At 71.7% G+C, this 22842-nt stretch carries 24 protein-coding genes and 1 tRNA gene; 6 read left to right on the top strand and 19 right to left on the bottom strand.

Annotation, left to right across the window (positions count from 1 at the left end; translation table 11 throughout):
* Positions 1-77: 77 nt before the first annotated feature.
* The 4 genes from rplL to BEP24_RS04785 form a co-directional block, all read right to left on the bottom strand.
* Positions 78-461 (bottom strand): 50S ribosomal protein L7/L12, encoded by a 384-nt coding sequence (gene rplL / locus BEP24_RS04800; RefSeq protein WP_065960820.1) that lies wholly within the window; start codon positions 459-461, stop codon positions 78-80.
* Between the two features lie 51 nt (positions 462-512).
* Positions 513-1028 (bottom strand): 50S ribosomal protein L10, encoded by a 516-nt coding sequence (rplJ, locus tag BEP24_RS04795; RefSeq protein ID WP_058741931.1) that lies wholly within the window; start codon positions 1026-1028, stop codon positions 513-515.
* Between the two features lie 305 nt (positions 1029-1333).
* Positions 1334-2809: a HAMP domain-containing sensor histidine kinase gene (locus BEP24_RS04790; RefSeq protein WP_065960819.1), complete on the bottom strand. Its 1476-nt coding sequence runs from the start codon at positions 2807-2809 to the stop codon at positions 1334-1336.
* 10 nt (positions 2810-2819) lie between these two features.
* A complete protein-coding gene (locus BEP24_RS04785; RefSeq protein ID WP_216093104.1) occupies positions 2820-3554 on the bottom strand; it encodes a response regulator transcription factor in 735 nt (244 codons plus the stop codon).
* Between the two features lie 131 nt (positions 3555-3685).
* Here BEP24_RS04785 and BEP24_RS04780 point away from each other — a divergent pair, with 131 nt between their 5' ends.
* The 3 genes from BEP24_RS04780 to BEP24_RS04770 are packed head-to-tail and all read left to right on the top strand — an operon-like array spanning position 3686 to position 7010.
* On the top strand, positions 3686-4804 hold the full coding sequence (locus tag BEP24_RS04780; RefSeq protein ID WP_141693350.1) for a hypothetical protein: 1119 nt from the start codon (positions 3686-3688) through the stop codon (positions 4802-4804).
* Positions 4801-6204 carry a bifunctional PIG-L family deacetylase/class I SAM-dependent methyltransferase gene (locus BEP24_RS04775; protein ID WP_253181568.1) on the top strand — a complete coding sequence of 468 codons (1404 nt, stop codon included), beginning with the start codon at positions 4801-4803 and terminating at the stop codon, positions 6202-6204. Before BEP24_RS04780 ends, BEP24_RS04775 begins: the two co-directional genes overlap by 4 nt.
* Entirely contained in the window at positions 6201-7010 is an 810-nt protein-coding gene (locus BEP24_RS04770; RefSeq protein ID WP_253181567.1) for a glycosyltransferase family 2 protein, read from the top strand. The genes BEP24_RS04775 and BEP24_RS04770 overlap by 4 nt, the downstream gene beginning before the upstream one ends.
* Positions 7011-7025: 15 nt before the next feature.
* Here the strand turns inward: BEP24_RS04770 and BEP24_RS04765 are convergent, their stop codons facing one another.
* The 6 genes from BEP24_RS04765 to BEP24_RS04740 form a co-directional block, all read right to left on the bottom strand.
* Positions 7026-7964: a hypothetical protein gene (locus BEP24_RS04765; RefSeq protein ID WP_065960814.1), complete on the bottom strand. Its 939-nt coding sequence runs from the start codon at positions 7962-7964 to the stop codon at positions 7026-7028.
* Positions 7965-8042: 78 nt separating this feature from the next.
* Positions 8043-8882, bottom strand: coding sequence for a carbohydrate ABC transporter permease (locus tag BEP24_RS04760; protein WP_065960812.1), 840 nt, complete (start codon positions 8880-8882; stop codon positions 8043-8045).
* Complete coding sequence (locus BEP24_RS04755) at positions 8875-9870, bottom strand: sugar ABC transporter permease (protein WP_139197544.1); 996 nt, start codon at positions 9868-9870, stop codon at positions 8875-8877. Before BEP24_RS04755 ends, BEP24_RS04760 begins: the two co-directional genes overlap by 8 nt.
* A gap of 242 nt (positions 9871-10112) precedes the next feature.
* Complete coding sequence (locus BEP24_RS04750; protein WP_065960810.1) at positions 10113-11417, bottom strand: sugar ABC transporter substrate-binding protein; 1305 nt, start codon at positions 11415-11417, stop codon at positions 10113-10115.
* 114 nt (positions 11418-11531) lie between these two features.
* Positions 11532-12683 carry a Gfo/Idh/MocA family oxidoreductase gene (locus BEP24_RS04745; RefSeq protein WP_065960809.1) on the bottom strand — a complete coding sequence of 384 codons (1152 nt, stop codon included), beginning with the start codon at positions 12681-12683 and terminating at the stop codon, positions 11532-11534.
* A complete protein-coding gene (locus BEP24_RS04740) occupies positions 12680-13426 on the bottom strand; it encodes a sugar phosphate isomerase/epimerase (protein WP_065960807.1) in 747 nt (248 codons plus the stop codon). The genes BEP24_RS04745 and BEP24_RS04740 overlap by 4 nt, the downstream gene beginning before the upstream one ends.
* 144 nt (positions 13427-13570) lie before the next feature.
* Here BEP24_RS04740 and BEP24_RS04735 point away from each other — a divergent pair, with 144 nt between their 5' ends.
* Together BEP24_RS04735 and BEP24_RS04730 are read left to right on the top strand one after the other, a co-directional pair.
* Positions 13571-14782: an ROK family transcriptional regulator gene (locus BEP24_RS04735; protein ID WP_171898724.1), complete on the top strand. Its 1212-nt coding sequence runs from the start codon at positions 13571-13573 to the stop codon at positions 14780-14782.
* A gap of 377 nt (positions 14783-15159) precedes the next feature.
* Positions 15160-15717: a YqaJ viral recombinase family protein gene (locus BEP24_RS04730; RefSeq protein WP_065960835.1), complete on the top strand. Its 558-nt coding sequence runs from the start codon at positions 15160-15162 to the stop codon at positions 15715-15717.
* 71 nt (positions 15718-15788) lie between these two features.
* Here the strand turns inward: BEP24_RS04730 and BEP24_RS04725 are convergent, their stop codons facing one another.
* From BEP24_RS04725 to BEP24_RS04700, 6 genes are all read right to left on the bottom strand, one after another.
* Complete coding sequence (locus tag BEP24_RS04725; protein ID WP_065960805.1) at positions 15789-16397, bottom strand: Pr6Pr family membrane protein; 609 nt, start codon at positions 16395-16397, stop codon at positions 15789-15791.
* A gap of 93 nt (positions 16398-16490) precedes the next feature.
* Positions 16491-17180, bottom strand: coding sequence for a 50S ribosomal protein L1 (rplA, locus tag BEP24_RS04720; RefSeq protein ID WP_065960804.1), 690 nt, complete (start codon positions 17178-17180; stop codon positions 16491-16493).
* An 84-nt stretch (positions 17181-17264) separates the two neighbouring features.
* Positions 17265-17696, bottom strand: coding sequence for a 50S ribosomal protein L11 (rplK, locus tag BEP24_RS04715; protein ID WP_017888638.1), 432 nt, complete (start codon positions 17694-17696; stop codon positions 17265-17267).
* 139 nt (positions 17697-17835) lie between these two features.
* Positions 17836-18876: a transcription termination/antitermination protein NusG gene (gene nusG / locus BEP24_RS04710; RefSeq protein ID WP_065960801.1), complete on the bottom strand. Its 1041-nt coding sequence runs from the start codon at positions 18874-18876 to the stop codon at positions 17836-17838.
* A 149-nt stretch (positions 18877-19025) separates the two neighbouring features.
* Positions 19026-19310: a preprotein translocase subunit SecE gene (gene secE, locus BEP24_RS04705; RefSeq protein ID WP_139197545.1), complete on the bottom strand. Its 285-nt coding sequence runs from the start codon at positions 19308-19310 to the stop codon at positions 19026-19028.
* A gap of 14 nt (positions 19311-19324) precedes the next feature.
* Positions 19325-19397: transfer RNA gene (locus BEP24_RS04700), tRNA-Trp, on the bottom strand.
* A gap of 236 nt (positions 19398-19633) precedes the next feature.
* Between BEP24_RS04700 and BEP24_RS04695 the strand changes: the two genes are divergently transcribed.
* Positions 19634-20815, top strand: coding sequence for a pyridoxal phosphate-dependent aminotransferase (locus tag BEP24_RS04695; RefSeq protein WP_065960833.1), 1182 nt, complete (start codon positions 19634-19636; stop codon positions 20813-20815).
* 130 nt (positions 20816-20945) lie between these two features.
* Here BEP24_RS04695 and BEP24_RS04690 read toward each other — a convergent pair whose 3' ends face one another.
* Genes BEP24_RS04690 through BEP24_RS04680 form a run of 3 tightly spaced genes read right to left on the bottom strand, consistent with a single transcriptional unit; the run spans position 20946 to position 22842 of the window.
* The gene (locus tag BEP24_RS04690; RefSeq protein ID WP_065960796.1) at positions 20946-21977 is read right to left on the bottom strand and encodes a UDP-N-acetylmuramate dehydrogenase; all 1032 of its coding nucleotides are present in this window, start codon (positions 21975-21977) and stop codon (positions 20946-20948) included.
* On the bottom strand, positions 21974-22396 hold the full coding sequence (locus BEP24_RS04685) for a MaoC/PaaZ C-terminal domain-containing protein (protein ID WP_065960794.1): 423 nt from the start codon (positions 22394-22396) through the stop codon (positions 21974-21976). Before BEP24_RS04685 ends, BEP24_RS04690 begins: the two co-directional genes overlap by 4 nt.
* Complete coding sequence (locus BEP24_RS04680; protein WP_065960793.1) at positions 22393-22842, bottom strand: MaoC family dehydratase N-terminal domain-containing protein; 450 nt, start codon at positions 22840-22842, stop codon at positions 22393-22395. The genes BEP24_RS04685 and BEP24_RS04680 overlap by 4 nt, the downstream gene beginning before the upstream one ends.

The following is a 22842-nucleotide window of genomic DNA, read 5'->3' as shown; positions in this document are numbered from 1 at the left end:
CACCACCACCCCGCCCCCGCACACGACGAAGGCCGCCACCCCGAGGGGCAGCGGCCTTCGTGACCGTGAGGTCGGAACTACGCGAGCTCGACCGTGGCGCCGGCGGCCTCGAGGGCCTCCTTCGCCTTGTCGGCCGTCTCCTTGTTGACGCCCTCGAGCACCTTGGCGTCGGCGGTCTCGACGAGCGCCTTGGCCTCGCCCAGGCCGAGCGACGTGAGGCCACGGACCTCCTTGATGACCTGGATCTTCTTGTCACCGGCCGACTTGAGCACGACGTCGAACTCGGTCTTCTCCTCGACCTCCTCGGCGGGGGCAGCAGCGCCACCGGCCGCGGCGACCGCGACGGGGGCAGCAGCGGTGACCTCGAAGACCTCCTCGAACTTCTTCACGAAGTCCGAGAGCTCGATGAGCGTGAGCTCCTTGAAGGCCTCGATGAGCTCGTCCTGCGAAAGCTTCGCCATGATTTTCTCCTACTACTAGCTAGTACGTGTGGTTGATGAACGCGTGCCTGGTCAGGCCGCGGACTCCTGCTTCTCGCGAAGGGCGTCCACGGTGCGGACGGCCTGCGAGAGGGGTGCCTGGAACAGGTACGCAGCACCGAACAGCGAGGCCTTGAAGGCGCCGGCGAGCTTGCCGAGCAGGACTTCACGGGACTCGAGGTCGGCGAGCTTGTCCACCTCGGTCGCGGTGAGCGGGTTACCGTCGAAGTAACCGCCCTTCACCACGAGCTGGGGGTTCGCCTTGGCGAATGCACGCAGCGACTTCGCGACGGCGACGGTGTCACCGTGGACGAAGGCGAGAGCGGACGGACCGGCGAGCTCGTCGTCGAACGACGTGATGCCGGCGTTGTTCGCCGCGATCTTGGTCAGCGTGTTCTTCACCACGGCGTACGTGGCGTGCTCACGGATCGAGTTGCGGAGCTCCTTGAGCTGCGCGACCGTGAGACCGCGGTACTCGGTGAGCAGAACGGCGTTCGAGCTCTGGAATGCATCCGTGAGCTCGGCGACCGCAGCTTCCTTGTTCGCCATGGTTCTCCTTGGGGTTCTTGCCGGCTAGCCCCAGGACCTGCACACATGAAGAAAGCCCCGGCGCAGAGGCTCGGAGCTGCTCCCCCGCGAACGGTAGGAGTGGTTCGGAACACCTGCGCTGGCTTCCTCACGAGTGAGGACCTTCGGTCTGCGCGCAAGCGCACAGACGACCGGCGGTCTTTGGCTTCGAGAACGGTACCACAGGACCGGCACCGCACCCAACCACCCGACGCAGGCCCGCGCCGGAACCCCACCACCGGCCGGACGGGAGGCCCGTGGCGGCGCCGCCCCGCGCCTCCCGTCCGTCAGGTGTCCGACGCCACCGCGTCGCGCGCGTCCGCGGCCCCACCAGCGCCCGGCCGCACCGCGCGCAGGTGTACCGTGAACACGGTGTCGCCCGGCTCGCTCGTCACCGTGACCGAGCCGCCGTGCGCCTGCACGACCGCGTCCACGATCGCGAGCCCGAGCCCGGTCGACCCCGCGCTCCGCGACCGCGAGCTGTCGGCCCGGGCGAAGCGCTCGAACAGCTTCGGCACGAACGCGGGGTCGATGCCCTGCCCGTCGTCCCGGACCGTCAGGTCGACGCCGCCCCCGGCGCCGGCTCCGACCGGGGTGAGGCCGACGGTGATCCGCGTGCCCTCCAGGGTGTGGGTCCGTGCGTTCGTGACGAGGTTGACGACCACCTGGTGCAGCCGGGCCGCGTCGCCGGGGACCACGACCGGCTCGTCCGGGACGTCGACGGCGATCGCGTGCGCCGGCGAGGCCGCGTGGGCGTCGTTCACCGCGTCGAGCACGAGGCCGGTGAGGTCGACCTCGGCGAACTGGACCTCGCGGCCCTCGTCGAGGCGAGCGAGCAGCAGCAGGTCCTCGACCATCGAGGTCATCCGGATCGACTCGCTCTCGATCCGGCCCATCGCGTAGACGACGTCCTGCGGCAGGTCCCCGCCCATGCGACGGGTGAGCTCGGCGTACCCGCGCACCGAGGCGAGCGGCGTGCGGAGCTCGTGCGAGGCGTCGGCGACGAACTGCCGGACCTGCTGCTCGGACCGCTCCCGGGCCTGCAGCGCGGCGCCGATGTGGCCGAGCATGCGGTTGAACGCGGTGCCGACCCGTCCGACCTCGGTGCGCGGGTCGGTGTCGGGGACGCGCACGCCGTCGAGCACGTCGCTGCGGTCGAGGGGCGTCCGTGCCACCGCGGAGGCGGTCTCGGCGACCCGGTCGAGCGGCCGCAGGGAGCGGCGGACGGCGAGCGCGGCGACGGCCGAGGCTGCGAGCAGGGCCAGCACGGTCACGACGAGCACCACCACGAGGAGCTTCCCGACGCTCTCGTACACCGGGGTCATCGGCAGGCCGACGACGAGCACGGCGGGGCCGACCGGCGCGGCCGTGACCCGGTAGCGCCCGAGGTCCCCGCCGAGGTCCACGGTGTGCGCCCGACCGTCGACCGTGACCGTGCCGAGCGGTCGGACCACGTCGCTGCTGAGCCGTCCGAGGTCGCCGGCGTTGTCGATGACGCTGCCGACCACGACGTCGCCGTTGAGGAAGTAGGCCGTGAGCGTCCCCGCTGCCTGCCCGCTCGGCCGGGCGATGTCGAGTCCGGGCCCGTTCGGCCCCTGCTGCTCGACGGAGCGCTGCGCCCGGTTCGTCGCGTACTGCAGCTGGTGGTCGATGGCGGACCGCTGGATCGAGGCGAGCGCGATGATGCTGCCCGCGCCGATCACGGTGCTGACGGCGACCGCGAGCGCGACGGTGACCAGGACGAGCCGGCGGCGGAGGGTCACGGGTGCGCCCTCAGGAGGTCGGCTTGATGACGTACCCGACACCGCGCACGGTGTGGATCATCGGGGTCTCGCCGGCGTCGATCTTCTTGCGCAGGTAGGAGATGTAGATCTCGACGACGCTCGACTTGCCGCCGAAGTCGTACGACCACACACGGTCCAGGATCTGCGCCTTGCTGAGCACCCGGCGGGGGTTGCGCATGAGGAAGCGGAGGAGCTCGAACTCGGTGGCCGTCAGCTCGATCGGGCGGCCGGCCCGGGACACCTCGTAGGACTCCTCGTCGAGCACGAGGTCCCCGACGACGATGCGGGAGTCCCCGGCCTCGGAGACCGAGATCTGCGAGCGGCGGACGAGCCCGCGGAGCCGCGCGACGACCTCCTCGAGCGAGAACGGCTTCGTGACGTAGTCGTCGCCGCCCGCGGTGAGCCCGGAGACGCGGTCCTCGACGGAGTCCTTGGCGGTGAGGAACAGCACCGGGGTGTCGTCGTCGTTCTGCCGGAGCCGGGCGAGCACCTGCAGGCCGTCGAGGTCGGGCATCATCACGTCGAGCACCATCGCGTCGGGCCGGAACTCGCGCGCGGTGGCCAGCGCCTCCTGCCCGCCGTTCGCGCTCTTGACCTCCCAGCCCTCGTACCGGAGCGCCATCGAGAGCAGGTCGGTGAGACTGGCCTCGTCGTCGACGACGAGGATGCGCAACGGGGAACCGTCGGCACGGGTGAGGCGCGGGGCTGCGGTGGGCTGGGAGATGGTCACACTCCCAGTGTCGAGGGTTTCCTATGAGCACACTGTGGAGGAACCGTCCGCGCTCTGTGGATCACCCGTCGACTCCCCGCCGGGCGCCGTGAGGGCACCCGGGGAGCGCTCCGTAGCGTGGCGGCGTGCTGCGATCCCCCGCCTGGCCCCCGTCCGCCCAGGACGTCGACACCGAAGCGGTCGGACGGGCGGTGCGGGCCGCGACCGCGGTCGCGGGACCGGGCGGGAGGCCCGGTGCGGCCCCGGCGGACCGGCTCGCGGTGGTCCGGGCGCTCGGCGCCACCGCCCCGCTCCTGTCCGCGGGCACGGCCGGCGCGTCCTTCGCGACGCTCGCGGCGGTCGCCGCGGCCGACGTGCAGGCGGCGCGGGTCCTCGAACCACACCTCGACGCCCTCGCGATCCTCGCGCAGGCCGGCGTCGCCGCCCCGGCCGGGTCGTCGTGGGGCGTGTTCGCGGCCGAGGCGCCCGGGCTCCGGCTCGGCGCGACGGTGTCGTCCGCCGACCGGGACGTTCCGCCGGGACCGTCGCCTGCCGTGCCCTCCGGCACCGCGGTCGTGCTCGACGGGACGAAGCCGTGGTGCTCGCTCGCGTCGTCGCTCTCGCACGCCCTCGTCACGGCGCACCTCGGCGACGAACGGGTGCTCGTCGCGGTCGAGCTGCGCCAGGGCGGTGTCACCGTGCACGACGAGGCCTGGGTCGCCCGCGGCATGCCGGACGTCCCGAGCGGACCGGTCGACCTCGTCGGGGTCGCCGCGCAGACAGTGGGGGCACCCGGCTGGTACCTCCGTCGTCCCGGGTTCGCCTGGGGCGGGATCGGCGTCGCGGCGTGCTGGTGGGGCGGCACGGTCGGACTCGCACGGGTGCTCCGCGACCTCGCCCGGGCCCGCCCGGAGAGCGAGCTGCTGCAGGCCGCGCTCGGCGCCACCGTCCTCGACCTCGAGGACGCCGAGGACGCGGTCGCCACCGCCGCGGCCCGCATCGACGCGGTCGTCGCGGGTGGCGCGCCCGGCGCGGAGCCGGACTGGCCGCTGCTCGCGCAGACCGTCCGGTCGCGGGTGCGTCGCGCGGCCGACCGGGTGCGCGAGCGCGTCGTCCGGACGATCGGACCCGGTCCGCTCGCACAGGACCCCGCGGTCGCGGCGCGGGTCGCCGACCTCGAGCTCTACGTGCTCCAGGACCACGGCGACCGTGACCTCGCCCGCGTCGGCCGCATCGTCCTCGAGCGCGGCGGTGTCGCGTGGTGAGCTTCGACCACCGCGAGCCCGGGACCGACCCGGCGGCGTGGACGACGTTCCTGGCCGGCGTCGGTGCCGCGACCGTCGACCTCGCCGGGGTGGGGTCGGTCGTGGTCGTCGCTCCGCACCCCGACGACGAGACCCTCGGCGCGGGCGGGCTGATCGCGACCGCGGCCGACGCCGGCACCCCCGTCCACGTGCTGCTCGTGACCGCGGGCGAGGGCTCCCACCCCGACTCCCCCACGACGACGCCGGACGCACTCGTGACCCGGCGACGTGCCGAGTTCCGCGCCGCACTCGGCACGCTGCACCCCGCGGCGAGCGCCACCGAGCTGACCGTCCCGGACGGCGGGCTCCGCGAGCACCGCGACGAGCTCCGTCGTGCCCTCGCGGCACGCCTCGCCGGGGCGGCCCGACCGACGCTCGTCGTGGCGCCGTGGCGCGGGGACGGTCACCGCGACCACCGGATCGCCGGCGAGGTCGCCGAGGAGCTCGTCGCCGCGACCCCCGGCACCGCGCTGTTGTCGTACCCGGTGTGGACCTGGCACTGGGACACCCCGGACGCCCCCGCCGCACCGTGGGAGCGGGCACGGGTGCTCCCGCTCGACGCTGCCGTGCGCGACCGGAAGGCCCGGGCGCTGGCGGCGTACCCGTCGCAGACAGAGCCGCTCTCCCCCGCGCCGGGCGACGAGGCGGTCGTCGACGACCGGCACGCGGCGCACCACCTGCGGGCCGAGGAGTGGTTCTTCGTGCCGGACCCGGCCACGGACGACGCCGACGCCGACGCCACCCTCGCCGACGCCACCGTCCCGTCGTCCCGTTCGCGGGCGTCCTTCGACGAGCACTACGCCCGGAAGCCCGAGGGGTGGGACTTCGACGGGTCCTGGTACGAGCGCCGGAAGCGTGCCGTCACCCTCGCCGCCCTCCCCCGCGAACGGTTCCGGTCGGCGCTCGAGCTCGGGTGCGCGACCGGGGTGCTCACCGCTGCGCTCACCGAGCGTGCCGACGCCGTGCTCGGGACGGACATCGCCGCGGCACCGCTCGACCGCGCACGGCGTCGTGCGCCCGCGGCCCGGTTCGAGCAGGCCGCGTTCCCGGCGGAGTGGCCGGCGGGCCGGTGGGACCTCGTGGTCCTGTCCGAGGTCGGCTACTACCTGTCCCCGGACGACCTCGACCGCACCGTGGACCGCGTGCTCGGCTCGCTCGACGACGACGGGGTGCTGGTGACCTGCCACTGGCGGCACCCCGACGACGAGGCCGTCTCCGACGGGGACACCGTCGACGCACGGATCGGCGCACGCTGGCCCCGGCCGCGGCTGGTCCACCACGTCGAGGACGACTTCGTGCTCAGCGTGTTCCCGGGGCCCGACGTGCGGTCCGTCGCCCGCACCGAGGGACTCGCCCCGTGACCGGGCGGACCGCGGTCGCCGTGCCCGCGCGGACCGACCCCGTCTGGCCCCGCCGGGTGGACGTCGTCGTGCCCGTGCACGACGAGGAGGCCGCCGTCGGACGCTGTCTGTCCGCCCTCGCGGACGCCGTCCGTGCCGTGCGCGCGGCGTCGCCCGGGGTCCGGGTCGGCGTCACCCTCGTGCTCGACGGCTGCACGGACGGCACGGCCGCCGTGGTCGCCGCGGCCAGGTCGTCCGACGCCACCTGGGACGACCGGACGCTGCACGTCCTGGCCTCCGCGCACGTGGGCGTCGGGCGGGCTCGGGCGCTCGGCGTCGCCCACGCGCGGGTGCTCGGCGCCGGACGCACGCCGCTCCCGACGGCCGCCACCGACCCCGTCGCCCCGGCGGGCCACTGGTTCGCGCACACCGACGCGGACTCGCGCGTCGACCCCGACTGGCTGCGGCAGCACCTCGCGGCACTCACCGACGGCGCGCACGTGCTCGTCGGCGCGGTGGTCCCCGACGCGGACGACCTCGACGCGGACGTCCTGGCCCGGTGGCGGGCAGCACACCCGCCCGGTGCGACGCTCGGGCACGTGCACGGCGCGAACCTCGGCGTGCGCGCGGACGTCGACACCGCCGTCGGCGGCTTCGACCCCGTCCCCGAGCACGAGGACGTCCGGCTCGTCGCGCGGGCCCGGGCCCTCGGCTTCCGGGTGCGCGACACCGAGGACCTCCCCGTGGTGACGAGCGGCCGGTTCGCGGGCCGGACGCCCGGCGGCTACGCCGAACACCTGCGCCGGACCTACGGCGACGCCGGCTGACCCGGCCGGGCCGTCCTACCCCGCGACCGGGTAGTCGCAGTACGCGAACCACGTCGAGTCCGGCGACCACGGCGGCACGTTCACGGTGCCCTGACCCCCGTCGAGCGCCACGAGCGTCTCCGGCACCACGGCGATCCGGGCACCACGGACGAGCGACCCGGGCAGCAGCCGGAGCTCGACCCGGTGGTCGGCGGGGTGCCCCTGGACGCCGGGCTCGTACGACAGGTACAGCAGGTGCGCGCCGTCCGGTGACAGGTGCGGGAACCAGTCGACCCGGTCGTCGGCCGTGATCCGCACCGGGTCCCCGCCGTCGAGCCGGACGGCCGCGAGCTGCGCGGTGCCCGGCGTGAACCGCTCGGTGTTCCACAGGACCGTCCCGCCGTCGGGCGTGACCGTGCAGCCGTCGTCCGGGTGTCCGTCGCGCGTCAGGAAGGTCGGCTCGCCCGTGGCCGGGTCGACGAGGGCGACGTCGGTGGTCCAGACGCCGTCCTCGGACAGCTCCCCCACGATCGCGGCGAGCGACGACCCGTCGGGGGCGATGCCGTGCAGGTAGAACTTCCGGCGCACGGGGAGCGCCGCGGCGACGTCGGTGATGCGGGTGGTCGGTCCGCCGTCGGGCAGCGGCACGCGGTACAGCTCGCCGTCGCGGGCGCTCACCACGACGGAGCCGCCCGCCGGGTCGAGCACGTGGTCGTTGTTGATCTCGTCGACGCCGTCCATCGGCACACGGACCAACGCGGTCTCGTCGAGCACGGTGCCGTCGTCGGGCAGCCGGAGCAGCCACAGGTCGCCGTCGCCGTTCAGCACGAGCGTCCGTTCGTCGAGCACGTTCGGCGCCTCGACGAGCAGTGACGACGACGCGAACACGAGCCGGCTGGTCCGCGACGCCAGGTCGTACACGTGCACGCGGCTGGTCTGTCCGGGCAGCAGCTGCCGCCCTCGGGTCCCGGTCATGGTTCCATCCTCTCCGGACGTGCGAGAGCGACGGCCCCCGGCGGTGGACGCCGGGGCCGTCGCTCCTGCGAGGGCGTGCTACTTGACCGCGCCCGCGGTCAGGCCGGCGACGAACTGCCGCTGCACGATGAGGAACGCGATCACGACCGGGATCGAGACGACCAGCGAGGCCGCCATGATCTGGTTCCAGTACACGTTCGTCTGCGTCGAGTACTGCTGCAGGCCGTTCGCCAGCAGCTGCCCGTCGCCGTTCGTCATGACCGAGGCGAACAGCACCTCACCCCACGCCGTCATGAACGAGTAGATGCCGACCGCGACCAGACCCGGTCGGGCCGACGGCAGGATCACGCGGAACAGCGCGCCCATCGGGCCGGACCCGTCGACCATCGCGGCTTCGTCGAGCTCGCGCGGGATGGTCTCGAAGTAGCCGGACAGCATCCAGATCGAGAACGGCAGCGTGAACGTCAGGTACGTGATGATCAGGCCGAGCCACGAGCCGACCAGCTGGATGCCGAGGGCGTTGCCGAGGTTCGTGAAGATGAGGAACAGCGGCAGCAGGAACAGCACGCCGGGGAACATCTGGGTGGAGAGCACCGCGGTGGTGAAGGTGCTCTTGCCCTTGAAGTTCCAGCGCGAGACGCCGTACGCCGCGAACGTCGCGATGACGAGCGAGAACAGCGTCGCGACGGTGCAGACGACCAGCGAGTTGACGAAGTACTTCGCCAGCGGGACGGTCGACCACATGTCGATGAACGGCTGGAAGGTGATGTTCGTCGGGATCCACGTGAAGTCGTTCTGCACGTCGCCGAGCGGCTTCATGGCCGTCGTGATCATGACGTAGAGCGGGACGACGGTGAAGAGCGTCAGCAGGACGATCGTGATGATCTTGAACGACTTGGCGCCGAGTGTCTCACGCACGGACGGACCTCCGGTTGGTCACGGCGAGGTAGATGCCCGTGACGATGAGCAGGAAGATGAGGAGCAGGACGCTCATCGCGGCGCCGGAGCCGAAGTTCCAGGTGATGAACGACGCGTTGTAGATGTGGAAGCTGAGCAGGTCGGCTGCCGGCGGCTGCGCGGTCGAGCCGAACAGCACGAACGGTGTGTTGAAGTCGTTGAACGTCCAGAGGAACATCACGAGCACGAGCGTCACGTTGACCGGGCGGACCATCGGCAGCGTGATCGAACGCCACTGGCGGAACGGCTTCGCACCGTCGACCGACGCGGCCTCGTAGACGTCGTTCGGCACGGACTGCAGGCCGGCCATGAGCATGAGGAAGGCGAACGGCCAGGTCTTCCAGATCGCCACGACGACGACCGAGACGAAGGCGTTGGACCCGATCAGCCAGAACGGCGCCTGGCCCCCGAACAACCCGAGCTGGTCGACCAGGATGTGGTTCACCGCACCCGAGTCGCGCTGGAACATGAACTTCCAGGTGATGACCCCGGCGTACATCGGCAGCGCGTACGGCACGAGGAAGAGCGTGCGGAACAGGCCCCGGCCCTTGAACGGCTTCTGCAGCGCGACCGCGGCGGCCATGCCGAACGTCCACGACAGCGCGACCACCAGGAGCGTGAAGCCGCAGGTGATCAGGAAGGAGTTGAGCACGCCCTTGCCGATGGCCTGGTCGAAGTCGATCGCGACCTGGTAGTTCCGCAGCCCGGCGAAGGGTGCCGCGCCCCAGTTGGCGATGAAGTACTTGGTGAGCTGGATGAACGAGATCCAGATGCCGGTGACCATCGGCACGATGTGGATGAGCAGCTCGAACAGGATCGCCGGTGCGACGAGCGCGTACGGCAACCAGTGACGCTTCGGCTTGCGGGCCGACTGCGGGCCCGACAGCGTCGGACCCTTCGTGTGCGTCAGGTCGATGCGCTCGGAGTCGGGCAGGACCGAGGTTGACATGGGTGGTGGCCTTCCGGCGAGGTGGGGATCGGGTGCGTCGTCCCCCGGACCGTCGGGACGGCTGCGGCAGCAGCCGGGCCGACGCCCTGGAGGAACGGCATGCGTGAGCCGATCGGCTCACCCCCGGCGCGTGGCCGGGTGTGGGACCGCTGGTGCGGACCGACGGACGTGCCGCGGGTCACCAGCGAGGGGGCGGAGGCCCGGACGCGTCCTGGCGGACGCGATCCGGGCCTCCAGGCGGATCAACCGGCGGCCTGGGAGACCTGGTCCTGCGCCGTCTGCAGCGCCGACTTGATGTCGCTCTCCGACACGGTCGAGCCGGTGGCGATCTTGGCGAACATGTCGTTCATCGCCTTGCCGACCGTCGACTCGAACTGGTCCTCGGCGGGCACCAGCGGGAGCGGCTTCGCCTTGTTGTTGTAGATGTCGAGGAACGTCTTCGTCTGCTCGTCGGTGACCGAGTCGGCAGCCGAGGCGAGCACCGGCAGGGCCGAGTACGGCTTGTCGAGCGTTGCCTGCGTGTCCGCGCTCGTCATGTACTTGACGAACTTCAGCGCGCCGTCCTTGTTCTTCGTGTTCTTGAAGACCGACAGGTTGATGCCGGCCGGGAAGGACGCGATGTCCTTGCCGTCAGCGGTGGTCGGGAAGGGGACGACACCGAACTCGTCGGTGGTCATGCCCTGCGACGTGATGGTGGCGTTCGCGTTGTTCTGCGTCAGCATCATCGCGGCCTTCTTGTTCGCGAAGTCCGAGACCGCCTGCGTGCCGTTGTCGTACTGCGCGTTCGACGGGTTGACGACCTTGTCGGACTGCATCAGGTCGAGGTAGCGCTTGATGCCCTCGACGTTGCCCTTCTCGGTGAAGGTCGGCTTGCCGTCCTTGTCGAACCACTCGCCGCCGTTCTGCGCCGAGGTGATGAACGCGAAGTGCGAGTTCTCGGTGTACGAGCCGCCCGCGATCGTGAAGCCGTACTTGTCGCCCGAGGTGAGCTTCTTCGCGTCGGCGGTGAGGTCCTCCCACGTGGTGGGTGCCTCGAGGCCGGCGTCCTTGAACATCTGCTTGTTGTAGTACAGGCCGTAGGCGAGGCCGTAGAGCGGGACGCTCGTGACGGTCTTGCCGGGGGCGCCACCGGTGGACAGTGCGACCTTGCCGAACTTGTCGGCGCCGCCGATCGCCTTCATCTCCGAGTCACCGAACTCCTGGAAGGCGCCGGTGGCCTGGAGCGAGGTCGCCCAGGTGTTGCCGATGTTCACCACGTCCGGGCCCTGGCCCGAGGTGACGGCGGTCTGGATCTTGTTCTGCAGGTCGTTCCAGCCGATGACCTGGAGGTTCACCTTGATCCCGGTCTCCTTGGTGAACTTCTCGAGCACGGGGGTGAGCACCTCCTTGTCGTTCTGCAGGGAGGTGCCCTGGTTCGACGCCCAGTAGGTGAGCGTCTTCGTGTCGCCGGAGGAACCGGACGACCCGCCGGAGGAGCAGGCCGCCAGGCCGGTCACGGTCAGTGCCGCGGCCGCTGTGATGGCCAGTGCGCGGATGGCAGTGCGCATGACTCTCTACTTTCTCGTCGTTGAGATGGTGCTGAGGGTGGTGCGTGTCGGGTGCTGCTGTGTGCGTGCGGGCCGACGTCGGTGCCGGCCTGCGGCGGTGCGCGCCCCGTCCGGTCAGGACAGGGTCTGCTCCGCGGGGTCCCAGCCCTCGGGGAGGGTCGGGGAGGGCTCGACGGTGCTCTGGACGAGCACCGTCTCGCCACGTTCTGCCGCCTCGGCGATGGAGACCATCACGTCGAGGACGTGGAAGGCGAGGGCACCGGGGACCCGGTTGTCCTGGCCGGCGCGGAGCGAGCGGGCCAGGTCGACCACGCCCGTCCCGCGCGAGTAGGTGGAGCCGACCGCGGGGATCGTCTCGGGCTCCTCGGCGCCGTGCGCGAAGAGCCGGGTGTCGCCGTCGAACTCGTTCGGGTCCGGGAACACGACCGTGCCGGTCTCCCCCGCGACCTCGACGAAGCCGGTCCGGCCGCGGTCCGACTCGAACGAGAAGACGCTCTGGGCGCTCCCGCCACCCTCGAACTGGATGAGCGCGGAGTGGTTCGTCGGCACGTCGACCGGGAACTCGGTGCCGGCCTTCGGACCCGATCCGATCGTCCGCGTGGCACGGGACCTCGACGCCGTCGCGGTGACCTTCGCCACCGGGCCGAACGCCTGCACGAGGGTCGTGATGTAGTACGGGCCGATGTCGAACAGCGGGCCGGCACCGTACGCGAACAGGAACTCGGGGCTCGGGTGCCACGACTCGGGGCCGGGGCTCTGGAAGAGCGTCAGCCCGTTCAGCGGCGTACCGATCCGACCCTCGCGGATGGTGCGGAGGGCGGTCTGCAGGCCAGCGCCGAGGAACGTGTCCGGGGCGACGCTGACGGTCTTCCCGGCGGCGGCAGCGGCGTCGCGGAGCTGCGCGGCGCTCTCCCGGTCGAGGGCGTAGGGCTTCTCGCCCCACACGTGCTTGCCGGCGGCGAGGGCCTGCAGGGCGACCTCGACGTGGGCGGCCGGGATGGTCAGGTTGACGACGATCTCGATGTCGTCGTCGGCGAGGAGCTCCGCCACCGAGCCGGACCCGGGGACGCCCCACTTCTCGGCCTGCGCGGCGGCGCGGGGCTCGTCGATGTCGGCGATGAACCGGACCTCGAGGTCGGGGAACACCGTGAGGTTCGACAGGTACTGATCGGAGATGACCCCGGCGCCGATGACGCCGACGCCGACGGGGCCGGTCCGGGTCGCCCCGGCGGCGTGCTGGTCGGCGGTCGTGTCCGTGGTGGTCATGCGCGGGCCCCCTCGAGGAACGTGTAGGAGTCGGCGACGGCCTGCAGGACGTCGCCCTCGTGGTCGTCGAGCTCGACGACGTGCTGCGCGTCGGGTGCCGCGGCGACGATTTCGCGGATCGGCATGACGCCGTTCCCCACGGCGACCTGCCGCTTGTCGTCGTGCGAGCCGTCGCCGTCCTTGACGTGCAGGAAGCGCACCTTGTCGCCGTACTTCCGGATGACCGCGACGGGGTCGTCCCCGCCGACCGCCACCCAGTAGGTGTCGAGCTCGAGCACGACGTCGTCGGACAGGGCGTCCGCGAAGACCTCGTAGGCCGAGACGCCGTCGATGCGGTTCGAGAACTCGAACGCGTGGTTGTGGTAGCCGAGCACCAGACCGTGGTCGGCGGCGCGCGGGGCGAGGGCGCTGAGTTCGCGGGCGGCGGCCTCGACGTCCTCGCGCGTCGTCCAGCGCGACTCGTCGATGTGCGGGTCGATGAGGGTGCCGAGGCCGATCGTCGTGCTCGCGTGGAAGATCTGCTCCAGGTCCTGCTCGCCGGCGTCCAGCAGACGGGCGTGGCCGCTCGGGCTCCGGAGGCCGGCCTCGGCCAGGGCGTCGCGGAGGGCCTCGGCGCGGTCGACGAAGCCGAAGGCCTCGACGTCGGTGTAGCCGATGGCCGCGATGCGCTGGAGCGTGCCGAGCAGGTCCGCCGAGAGGGCGTCCCGCACGGTGTAGAGCTGGACCGACAGGGGTTGGGTCACCGGGTGTTCTCCTCGTCGAGATGATGGATCGTCGCTGATCGAGCGTCACACTATGACCACCTTCTGTCGGCGGTCAAGCAAAAGTTGCAACCGCTTCGACGAGGTTCGTTGCGTGGCGCGTTCGAACTGTGGTTCACTCCCGACATGGTCGACTTGACACGGACGGCAGCGTCGCCTCCGGTCGGGACGAGCGAGCTCTTCCAGATCCTCCGCGACGGTGTGCCGCGGACGCGCGCCGAGCTCGCCGCCCTGACGGGACTCGCACGCTCGACGATCGCCGTGCGCCTCGACGCGCTCATCGACGTCGGCCTCGTCGGCCCCGTGCACACCGCCGCGTCGACCGGCGGCCGTCCCCCCGCCCAGGTCGCGCTCGTCCCGCGGGCCCGGCTCGTCGTCGCCGCCGACCTCGGCGCCTCGCACGGCCGCGTCGCCGTGACCGACCTGGTCGCCACCCCCCTCGCCACCCGCGAGGCCGCCGTCGACATCGCCGCCGGCCCCGTGCCCACCCTGACCTGGCTGGTCGAGACGATCGACGACCTGCTCGACGAGGTCGGTCGGTCCCGCGAGGACGTCGTCGCGATCGGCATCGGCGTCCCCGGGCCGGTCGAGTTCTCGACCGGCCGCCCCGCGAACCCGCCGATCATGCCCGGGTGGGACGGGTTCGACGTCCCCGCGTGGCTGCACGACCACGTCCCCGCGCACGTCCTGCTCGACAACGACGTGAACATCGCCGCCCTCGGGGAGCGCCAGCACGGCTGGCCCGACGTCGACCACCTGCTCTTCGTCAAGGTCGCCACCGGCATCGGCTCGGGCATCGTCTCGGACGGCGAGCTCCAGCGTGGCGCGCAGGGCACCGCGGGCGACATCGGCCACGTCCGGGTGTCCCGAGCCGGCGACGTCCCGTGCCACTGCGGCAACACCGGCTGCCTCGAGGCGGTCGCGTCCGGCCCCGCCATCGCCCGCGCGCTCCGTGCCAAGGGCCACGACGTGCACACCAGCGGCGACGTCATCGACCTCGTCAACCGCGCCGAGCTCGACGCCATCGGTGCGGTGCGACAGGCCGGACGGGACATCGGCGAGGTCCTCGCCACGTGCGTCTCGCTGATGAACCCCTCGGTGATCGCGCTCGGCGGCTCGATCACCCGTGCCGGGGAGCACCTGCTCGCCGGCGTCCGCGAGGTCGTCTACTCCCGCTCGATGCCGCTCGCCACCGAACACCTCGTCATCGCGCAGTCCCGGGCCGGCTCGTTCGCTGCGCTGCAGGGGGCCGCGGCGCTCGCGATCGGGTACGCCCTCTCCCCCGCGGGCGTCGACGAGCTCGTCACCTTCGCCGAGGGCCGGGCGCTCGTCTCCTGACCGAGGTCCGGTCCATCACGGCCCCGTCTGCTCACGGTCCCGTCCGCTCACGGCGGACCACGCCGGCGTCGAGGCGCGTCGGTTCGCGTCCTGTCGGCGTGCGGGGTGACAATCGTACGGTGACGATCGTGCAGCCCACCCTGTGGGGCGACCTGGACCCGGGCTTCGACCCGGTCGTCCCGGCACCCCGCGGGTCGACTCCGTCGTTCCGGCCCGACCCCACCCCCGGCCTGGAGGCGCGTCACACCGCCGCCACGCCCCGCACGGCCGACGCGTCCACCGTCCCGTCGGGTACGGCCGCCGCCGCCCCGTCCGGCGCCCCCGCCGCGACTGCGGCGCACGACGCGTTCACCGCGCTCCGTGGACACACCGAGCGGATCGTCGCGCACTCATCGGACCGCGTCGCCTGGCTCCGCGCCCGCGCGATGGGGATCACCGCGACCGACGTCGCCCGCCTCGCCTCGCTCCGCGCGGTCGAGGCCGTCGTCACCGACAAGCGGTACGGGTCACGGTTCTCGGGCAACGCGTACACCGAGCACGGCAAGGACCGCGAACCGGCGATCGCCGCGTGGGTGGCCGCGACGCACGGCATCCAGCCCTCGGCGCACCTGTTCCACGCCAGCACGAACCGCGCGCACCTCGCCACCCCGGACGGGGTCGGCCTCGACGGTTCGCAGCGGCTCGTCCTCGCCGAGATCAAGACGACGGGCAAGGGCTGGCGGAGCATCCCCCGGCACTACCTCCGGCAGGTCTGGTGGCAGCAGTACGTGCTCGGGGCCGACCGCACGCTGTTCGTCTGGGAGCGCCATGACGACTTCGTGCCCGTGGCCGACGAGCCGGAGTGCCGCTGGGTCGACCGCGACGACGACCAGATCCGCGGCCTCGTGCAGCTCGCCGACATGGTCCTCGACAAGCTCCGCGCCTTCCGCGTCTAGGTCCGGCCGGGCCCGACACCACCGCACCACCGCACCACCGCACCACGCTGCCGGCCGCGCTGGGTTCCCGGCTACACCCGCACCAGACGGAGCCGGCTCATCCCCACGACCAGGATGCCCATCAGGCCGATGAACACCGCGACGCCGAGGCAGTACAGGGCGACGACGCCGTACCCGAGCGACGGGTCCAGGAACGGGTACGGCACCCACCCGTCGGTCGCCCCTCGGACCAGCACGACGCCGAGCCAGACCGCCGGGTAGAGCAGGAACCACCACACGTGCCGCAGCAGCAGCCGGGCCCGGTCCGAGAACAGCAGCCAGTCGAGCACCACGTACAGCGGGATCCACCGGTGCAGCAGGTCGTTCGACCACGGCACGGTGTTCTCGACCGCCGCGCCGACGAGCAGGGTGTTGTACACGACGCCGGTCGTGGCGATGTACACCGTCGCCGCGCCACGGATCCCGCTGAGCAGGAGGGCCGAGCGCTTCCGCCGGGCCGCCGCGACGAGGGTCGCAGCGAACGCCACTCCGACGAACACGTTCGACTGGATGGTGAAGTACCCGAAGAAGTCGAACGGCGAGTAGTCGGGCGCCCGCATGCTCACGAGCCACTGCCCGAGGATCGCGGCGACCACGGCGATGACGACGATCAGCCGGAGGGAGTTGACGAGGGTCCGCACCCGACCACGCTATCCGGACACGATGCCCGACACGCAGGAGGGCCCGCACCGTTCCCGGTGCGGGCCCTCCTGGTGGATCGGTCGATCAGTCGATCAGATCGCGTTGACGTCGAGCGGAATGCCCGGGCCGAAGGTCGTCGAGACGGCGCCCTTCATGACGTAGCGACCCTTCGAGGCGCTCGGCTTGAGGCGCACGATCTCCTCGAGCGCGGTCGAGATGTTCTCGTCGAGCTGCTCCGGCGTGAACGAGGCCTTGCCGACGACGAAGTGCACGTTGGCGTGCTTGTCGACGCGGAACTCGATCTTGCCGCCCTTGATGTCGTTGACGGCCTGCGCGACGTTCGGGGTCACGGTGCCGGTCTTCGGGTTCGGCATGAGGCCACGCGGGCCGAGCACCTTTCCGAGACGACCGACCTTGCCCATGAGGTCCGGAGTCGCGACGGCGGAGTCGAAGGCGGTGTAGCCCTCGGCGACCTTCGCGATGAGCTCGTCGCCACCGACCTCGTCGGCACCGGCGGCGATGGCGGCCTCAGCCGCAGCGCCCACGGCGAAGACGATGACGCGGGCGGTCTTGCCCGTGCCGTGCGGCAGGATGACCGTACCGCGGACCATCTGGTCGGCCTTGCGGGGGTCGACGCCGAGCTTGAGCGCGACCTCGATGGTCGAGTCGGTCTTGGCCGAGCCGGTCTCCTTCGCGAGGGCGACTGCCTCGCTCGGGGTGTAGAACTTGTCGGCCTCGATCTTCGCGGCCGCGGCCTGGTAGGCCTTGGACTTCTTCGCCATGGTGTTCTCCTTGCAGAGCTACGTGGTTGACGAGCCGGCGAGGCTCTCCCACGGAAGGGGTCGGGGTGTGTGGTGCAGGGAGGCTCAGGCCTCGACCGTGATGCCCATCGAACGCGCGGTGCCGGCGATGATCTTCGCGGCCTGCTCGATGTCGTTGGCGTTCAGGTCGGCCTGCTTCGTCTCGGCGATCTGACGGACCTGGTCCATCGAGATCTTCGCGACCTTGACCGTGTGCGGGGTCGAGGACCCCTTCTGCACACCCGCAGCCTTCTTGATGAGCTCGGCGGCCGGCGGGGTCTTGAGGACGAACGTGAACGAACGGTCCTCGTAGACGGTGATCTCGACCGGCACGACGTTGCCACGCTGCGACTCGGTCGCCGCGTTGTACGCCTTGCAGAACTCCATGATGTTCACGCCGTGCTGACCGAGCGCCGGACCGATCGGCGGGGCCGGGTTGGCGGCGCCCGCGTTGATCTGCAGCTTGATCAGGCCCGTGACCTTCTTCTTCGGTGCCATGTTTCGCTTTCCTCCTGGAATCGAACGCACGGGGACCCGTGCACTCTCCCGCTGGCCCGGCGGATCCGGACCGCGGTGAAGCCCCGCACGCTCAGCGTGCGGGGCCAAACCTGTTCAGTGTACCCGACGGGTACAGGGGCTAGAGCTTGGTGACCTGGTCGAAGCTCAGCTCGACCGGCGTCTCGCGCTCGAAGAGCGAGACGAGGACCGTGAGCTTGCCGCTCTCCGGCTTGATCTCGGAGATCGATCCCGGCAGACCCGCGAACGAGCCCTCCTTGATGGTGATCGTCTCGCCGACCTCGAAGTCGACCTCGGCCTGCGGCTGCGCCTGCGCACCGCCGGACTTGCCGCCGCCCTTGGTGGGCGCGGCGTCGGCGACCTGGACGAGGGACTTCAGCATGCCGAAGGCCTCGTCGAAGCGGAGCGGGGTCGGGTTGTGCGCGTTGCCGACGAAGCCGGTGACGCCCGGGGTGTGCCGGACGACCGACCAGGAGTCCTCGTTGAGGTCCATGCGGACGAGCACGTACGAGGGGATGCGCACGCGGGTGACGAGCTTGCGCTGGCCGTTCTTGATCTCGACGACGTCCTCCATGGGGACCTCGACCTGGTAGATCGAGTCCTCCATCGACATCGACACCATGCGGTTCTCGATGTTCGACTTCACGCGGCGCTCGAAGCCGGCGTAGGAGTGGATGACGTACCACTTGCCCGGCTTCATCCGGAGCTCGGCCTTGAAGGCGTCGTACGGGTCGACCTCGGCCTCGTCCTCGAGCGCGTCGGCTGCCTCGTCGGCGGCGAGCGTCTCGTTGGCCTCGGCCGCGGTGGCGTCCTCGAGCTCGGTCTCTTCCTCGTCCTCGACGGCCTCGACGGCGGCCTCGGCCTCGTCGGGGGTGTCGATCTCGAGGGCGTCGTCGACGACGGCGTCCGCCTCGGGGTCACGGGCTTCCTGCAGGGCGGTGAGCGCCTCGTCGATCGAGGTGTCGACGGTGCCGTCGTCCGGCTCGTCGCTCAGCCCGAGGGACTCGTCGTCCTCGTCCTCGACGGAGATCGCACGCTCCTCGGCCGACTCGACCGAACGGCCCTCGGCGGTCTCGACGTCGCCTTCCTGGTTCTCCTCGACCTCGGAGGACTGCTCAGCAGCCGTGGCGAGGTCGATGTCGTCGCGGGAGTAGTCAGACACTGCGGTTCTTTCCGTTCGGTGGTGCGGATCGGTGGTGCGGTCGGATCGCTTCGCGTCCGGCGCCGTCTCGGGTGACCGTACTCCTGTCGGAAGCCGCGGAGGCCAGCCGACGCCCGAGTCGCCCGGAGGCGGTCCGGGCGGTGCCGGGGTCAGACCGTCGGACCGTTGCCGAAGACGTAGCCGACGCCGAGGCCGAACACGAAGTCGAGGATCGACACCAGGATCATCATCACGATCACGAAGATCAGGACGACGCCGGTGTAGCTGAAGAGCTCCTTGCGCGTCGGCGTGACGACCTTGCGGAGTTCGCCGATGACCTGGCGGATGAAGAGGGCGATGGCAGCGAAGGGGCCACCGCGTGCGGCGCGGTCGGCCTTCGCCTTCGCGACGACGTCGTCCGCCGTCGTTTCCATGTCCTTGCTCGCCAACTTCACACCTTCCAGACTTGCAGGGCGGACAGGACTCGAACCTGCAACCTGCGGTTTTGGAGACCGCTGCTCTACCAATTGAGCCACCGCCCTAGGGAGACGATCCCTGTGGGATCCCCCGCGGTGCCGGCACGCTGGGCGTTCCGTGCACCGGTGGTCGAGTGTACGGGAGTCCGTCACACGCTGTCCACTCGGGGCGGTGCCCCGGCGTGCCGCGCCGGTAGGCTGGCGCCGTGAGCACCGCAGCCCCCGGCCCCGAGTCCACCGCCCCCGAGTCCGCCCGCCACGGGTCCGACCACAGCCCTGCCGCTGCCGCCGACCGGCCGCGCATCGCGAGCCGGATCGCCGCGATCGCCGAGTCGGCGACGCTCAAGGTGGACGCGAAGGCCAAGGCGCTCAAGGCCGCCGGCCGCCCGGTCATCTCCTTCGCCGCGGGCGAGCCGGACTTCGCGACGCCGCAGCACGTGGTCGACGCCGCGGTCGCCGCTGCCCAGGACCCGGCCAACCACCGCTACACGCCCGCGACCGGTCTGCCGGAGCTCAAGCGCGCCGTCGCCGACAAGACCGCGCGCGAGTCCGGCATCGCCGTCGACCCCGCACAGGTGATCGTGACGAACGGCGGCAAGCAGGCCGTGTACCAGGCGTTCCAGACCGTCGTCGACGACGGCGACGAGGTCCTGCTCCCCGCGCCGTACTGGACGACCTACCCCGAGGCGATCCGGCTCGCGGGCGGTACCCCGGTCGAGGTCTTCGCCGGCAGCGACCAGGAGTACCTCGTCACGGTCGAGCAGCTCGAGGCGGCGCGCACCCCGCGCACGAAGGCCCTGCTCTTCTGCTCACCCTCGAACCCGACCGGCTCGGTGTACTCCGCAGAGCAGACGAAGGCCATCGGCGAGTGGGCGCTCGAGCACGGCATCTGGGTGATCAGCGACGAGATCTACCAGGACCTCGTGTACGACGGCGTCCGGTTCACCGGCATCCTCGACGCGGTCCCCGACCTCGCCGACACGACGATCCTCGTGAACGGTGTGGCCAAGACCTACGCGATGACCGGCTGGCGGGTCGGGTGGATGGTCGGCCCCGCCGACGCCGTCAAGGCCGCGTCGAACCTGCAGTCCCACCTGTCGTCGAACGTGTCGAACGTGTCGCAGCGGGCCGCGATCGCCGCCCTGACCGGCCCGACCGAGCCCGTCGAGGCCATGCGCACGGCCTTCGACCGTCGTCGGCGCACCATCGTCGAGGGCCTCAACGCCATCCCGGGCTTCACGACGCCGACCCCGCAGGGTGCCTTCTACGTCTACCCGGACGTCACGGCGCTGCTCGGCCGCGAGTGGGCCGGGTCCACGCCGACGACCACGCTCGAGCTCGCGGACCTGATCCTCGAGCAGGCCGAGGTCGCGGTCGTCCCGGGCGAGGCCTTCGGCCCCTCCGGCTACCTGCGCCTGTCCTACGCACTCGGCGACGACGACATCGCCGAGGGCGTCGCACGCCTGGCACGGCTGTTCTCCTAGTCGCGCACGGCACGTCCCGGCTCCGGACGACACGAGGCGCCCCGCTGCGGCGGGGCGCCTCGTGTCGTCCTGAGCGTCGGTCCGGTCGCGTCGACGGCACGGTGGGTCCGGCCGGGAGGCGCGAACCGCCTCAGTCGGTCAGCTCGCCCACCACGACGGGTTCCGGCACGAGCGTCACGCCGAAGCGGTTGAGCACGGTCACCTGGACGTACCGGGCGAGCTCCGCGACCTGCGCGGCGGTCGCGCCGCCCCGGTTCGTCAGCGCGAGGGTGTGCTTCGTGGACACCGCTGCGCGGGACCCCGGGACCGCGTAGCCGCGGTGCACCCCGGCGTGCTCGATGAGCCACGCCGCGCTGAGCTTCACCTGGTCGCCGGCGGGCCAGCGGGGCGCCTCGGCGGGCAGCGTCTCGGCGAAGGCGGCCGACACGATCGGGTTCGTGAAGAAGGACCCGGCGCTCCAGGTGTCCGGGTCGGCGTCGTCGAGCACCATGCCCTTCGCGCCGCGGAGCCGCAGGACCGTCTCGCGGATCGTCTCCGGCGCCACCGGCGTGCCGAGGTCGACCCCGAGGGAACCGGCGAGCTGGGCGTAGCGGACCGGCACACCCTCCTGCGGCGCCGTGCCGAGCCGGAACTCGACGGCGAGCACGACACCGCGACGGCCGTGCTTGAGCGTCGAGGTGCGGTAGCCGAGCGCCAGCTCGGCCGCGGGCACCCACGTGCGCTCCCCCGTCGACGCGTCGAGGAGGTCGACCGCGGTGAGCACGTCGGACAGCTCGACCCCGTAGGCGCCGATGTTCTGCACGGGGGCGGCACCGACCGTGCCCGGGATGCCGCTGAGGGCCTCCAGGCCGGTCCAGCCGTTCGCGACGGTCGTCGCGACGAACGCGTCCCACGGTTCACCGGCCGCGACGCGGACCGTGACGCCGTCGGCGTCCGTCGACGCGTCGACGCCGCGCGTGCGGACGAGCACGACCGTGCCGTCGAAGCCCGCGTCGGCGACGAGCAGGTTGCTCCCCCCGCCGACGACGAGCCAGTCGTCGTCCTGCCAGGCGTCCCGGACAGCGGCGACGAGCTCGTCGGTCGTGTCCGCGGTGCGGAGCGTCGTCGCGGGCCCACCGACGCGGAAGGTCGTGTGGTCGGCGAGACGCGTCGAGACGGTCAGTGGAACACCACCGTGACCTGGGCCTTGCCGAGCACGGTCTGACCGGCCGCGGTGACCGTGAGGTCGATGCGCTGCGGTCGGCCCTCGTCGTCGACGGTGCCGACCTTCGCGACGACGCCGACGGTCGCACCCTGCTCCGGGTCGACCACGACGGGGCGGGTGAAACGGACGCCGTAGCGCGCGACCCAGCCGCGGTCACCGAGCCACTCGGCGACCGGCTGGACGGCGAGGCCCATCGTGAGCATGCCGTGCGCGAGGACGCCGGGCAGCCCGACCGAGGCGGCGACGTCGTCGCGGTAGTGGATGGGGTTGAAGTCACCCGAGGCGCCGGCGTAGCGGACGAGCGCGTCGCGGGTCAGGTGGACCTCGCGCTCGGCGACGACCGTGCCGACCTCGACGGCGGGGACGGAGGCGGTCATGCGTCATCTCCTCGGACGACGAGGGTGGACGTGGCGGTGACGACGTGCGCACCGTCGGCGTCGACCACGGCGGACGCGGCGGTCACCATCGCGTTGCCACCGAGGGTCTTGACGCTCGTGACGGTCAGGGTCGCGGTGAGCTCGTCACCGGCGACGATCGGGCGCTCGTACGCGAACGACTGCTCACCGTGGACGACGCGCGAGAAGTCGATCCCGGCGTCCGGCTCCGCGAGGAGCTGGGCGAGGGTCGCCTCCTGCACGACGACGGCGAACGTCGGCGGAGCGACGACGTCGGCGTACCCGGCGGCGCGGGCAGCCTCGGGGTCGAGGTGGATCGGGTTCGTCGCGAACACGGCGCGCGAGAACTCGCGCACCTTCTCGCGCCCGACGAGGTAGGGCTGGGCCGGCGGGAACGTCCTGCCGACGAGCTCGGGGTTCACTGACAC

The sequence above is a fragment of the Curtobacterium sp. UCD-KPL2560 genome (assembly GCF_001705035.1).
In the GTDB taxonomy this organism is placed as follows: Bacteria; Actinomycetota; Actinomycetes; order Actinomycetales; family Microbacteriaceae; genus Curtobacterium.
Note: the sequence above shows the minus strand (reverse complement) of the source record. Positions and strands in the feature narration are given on the sequence as shown.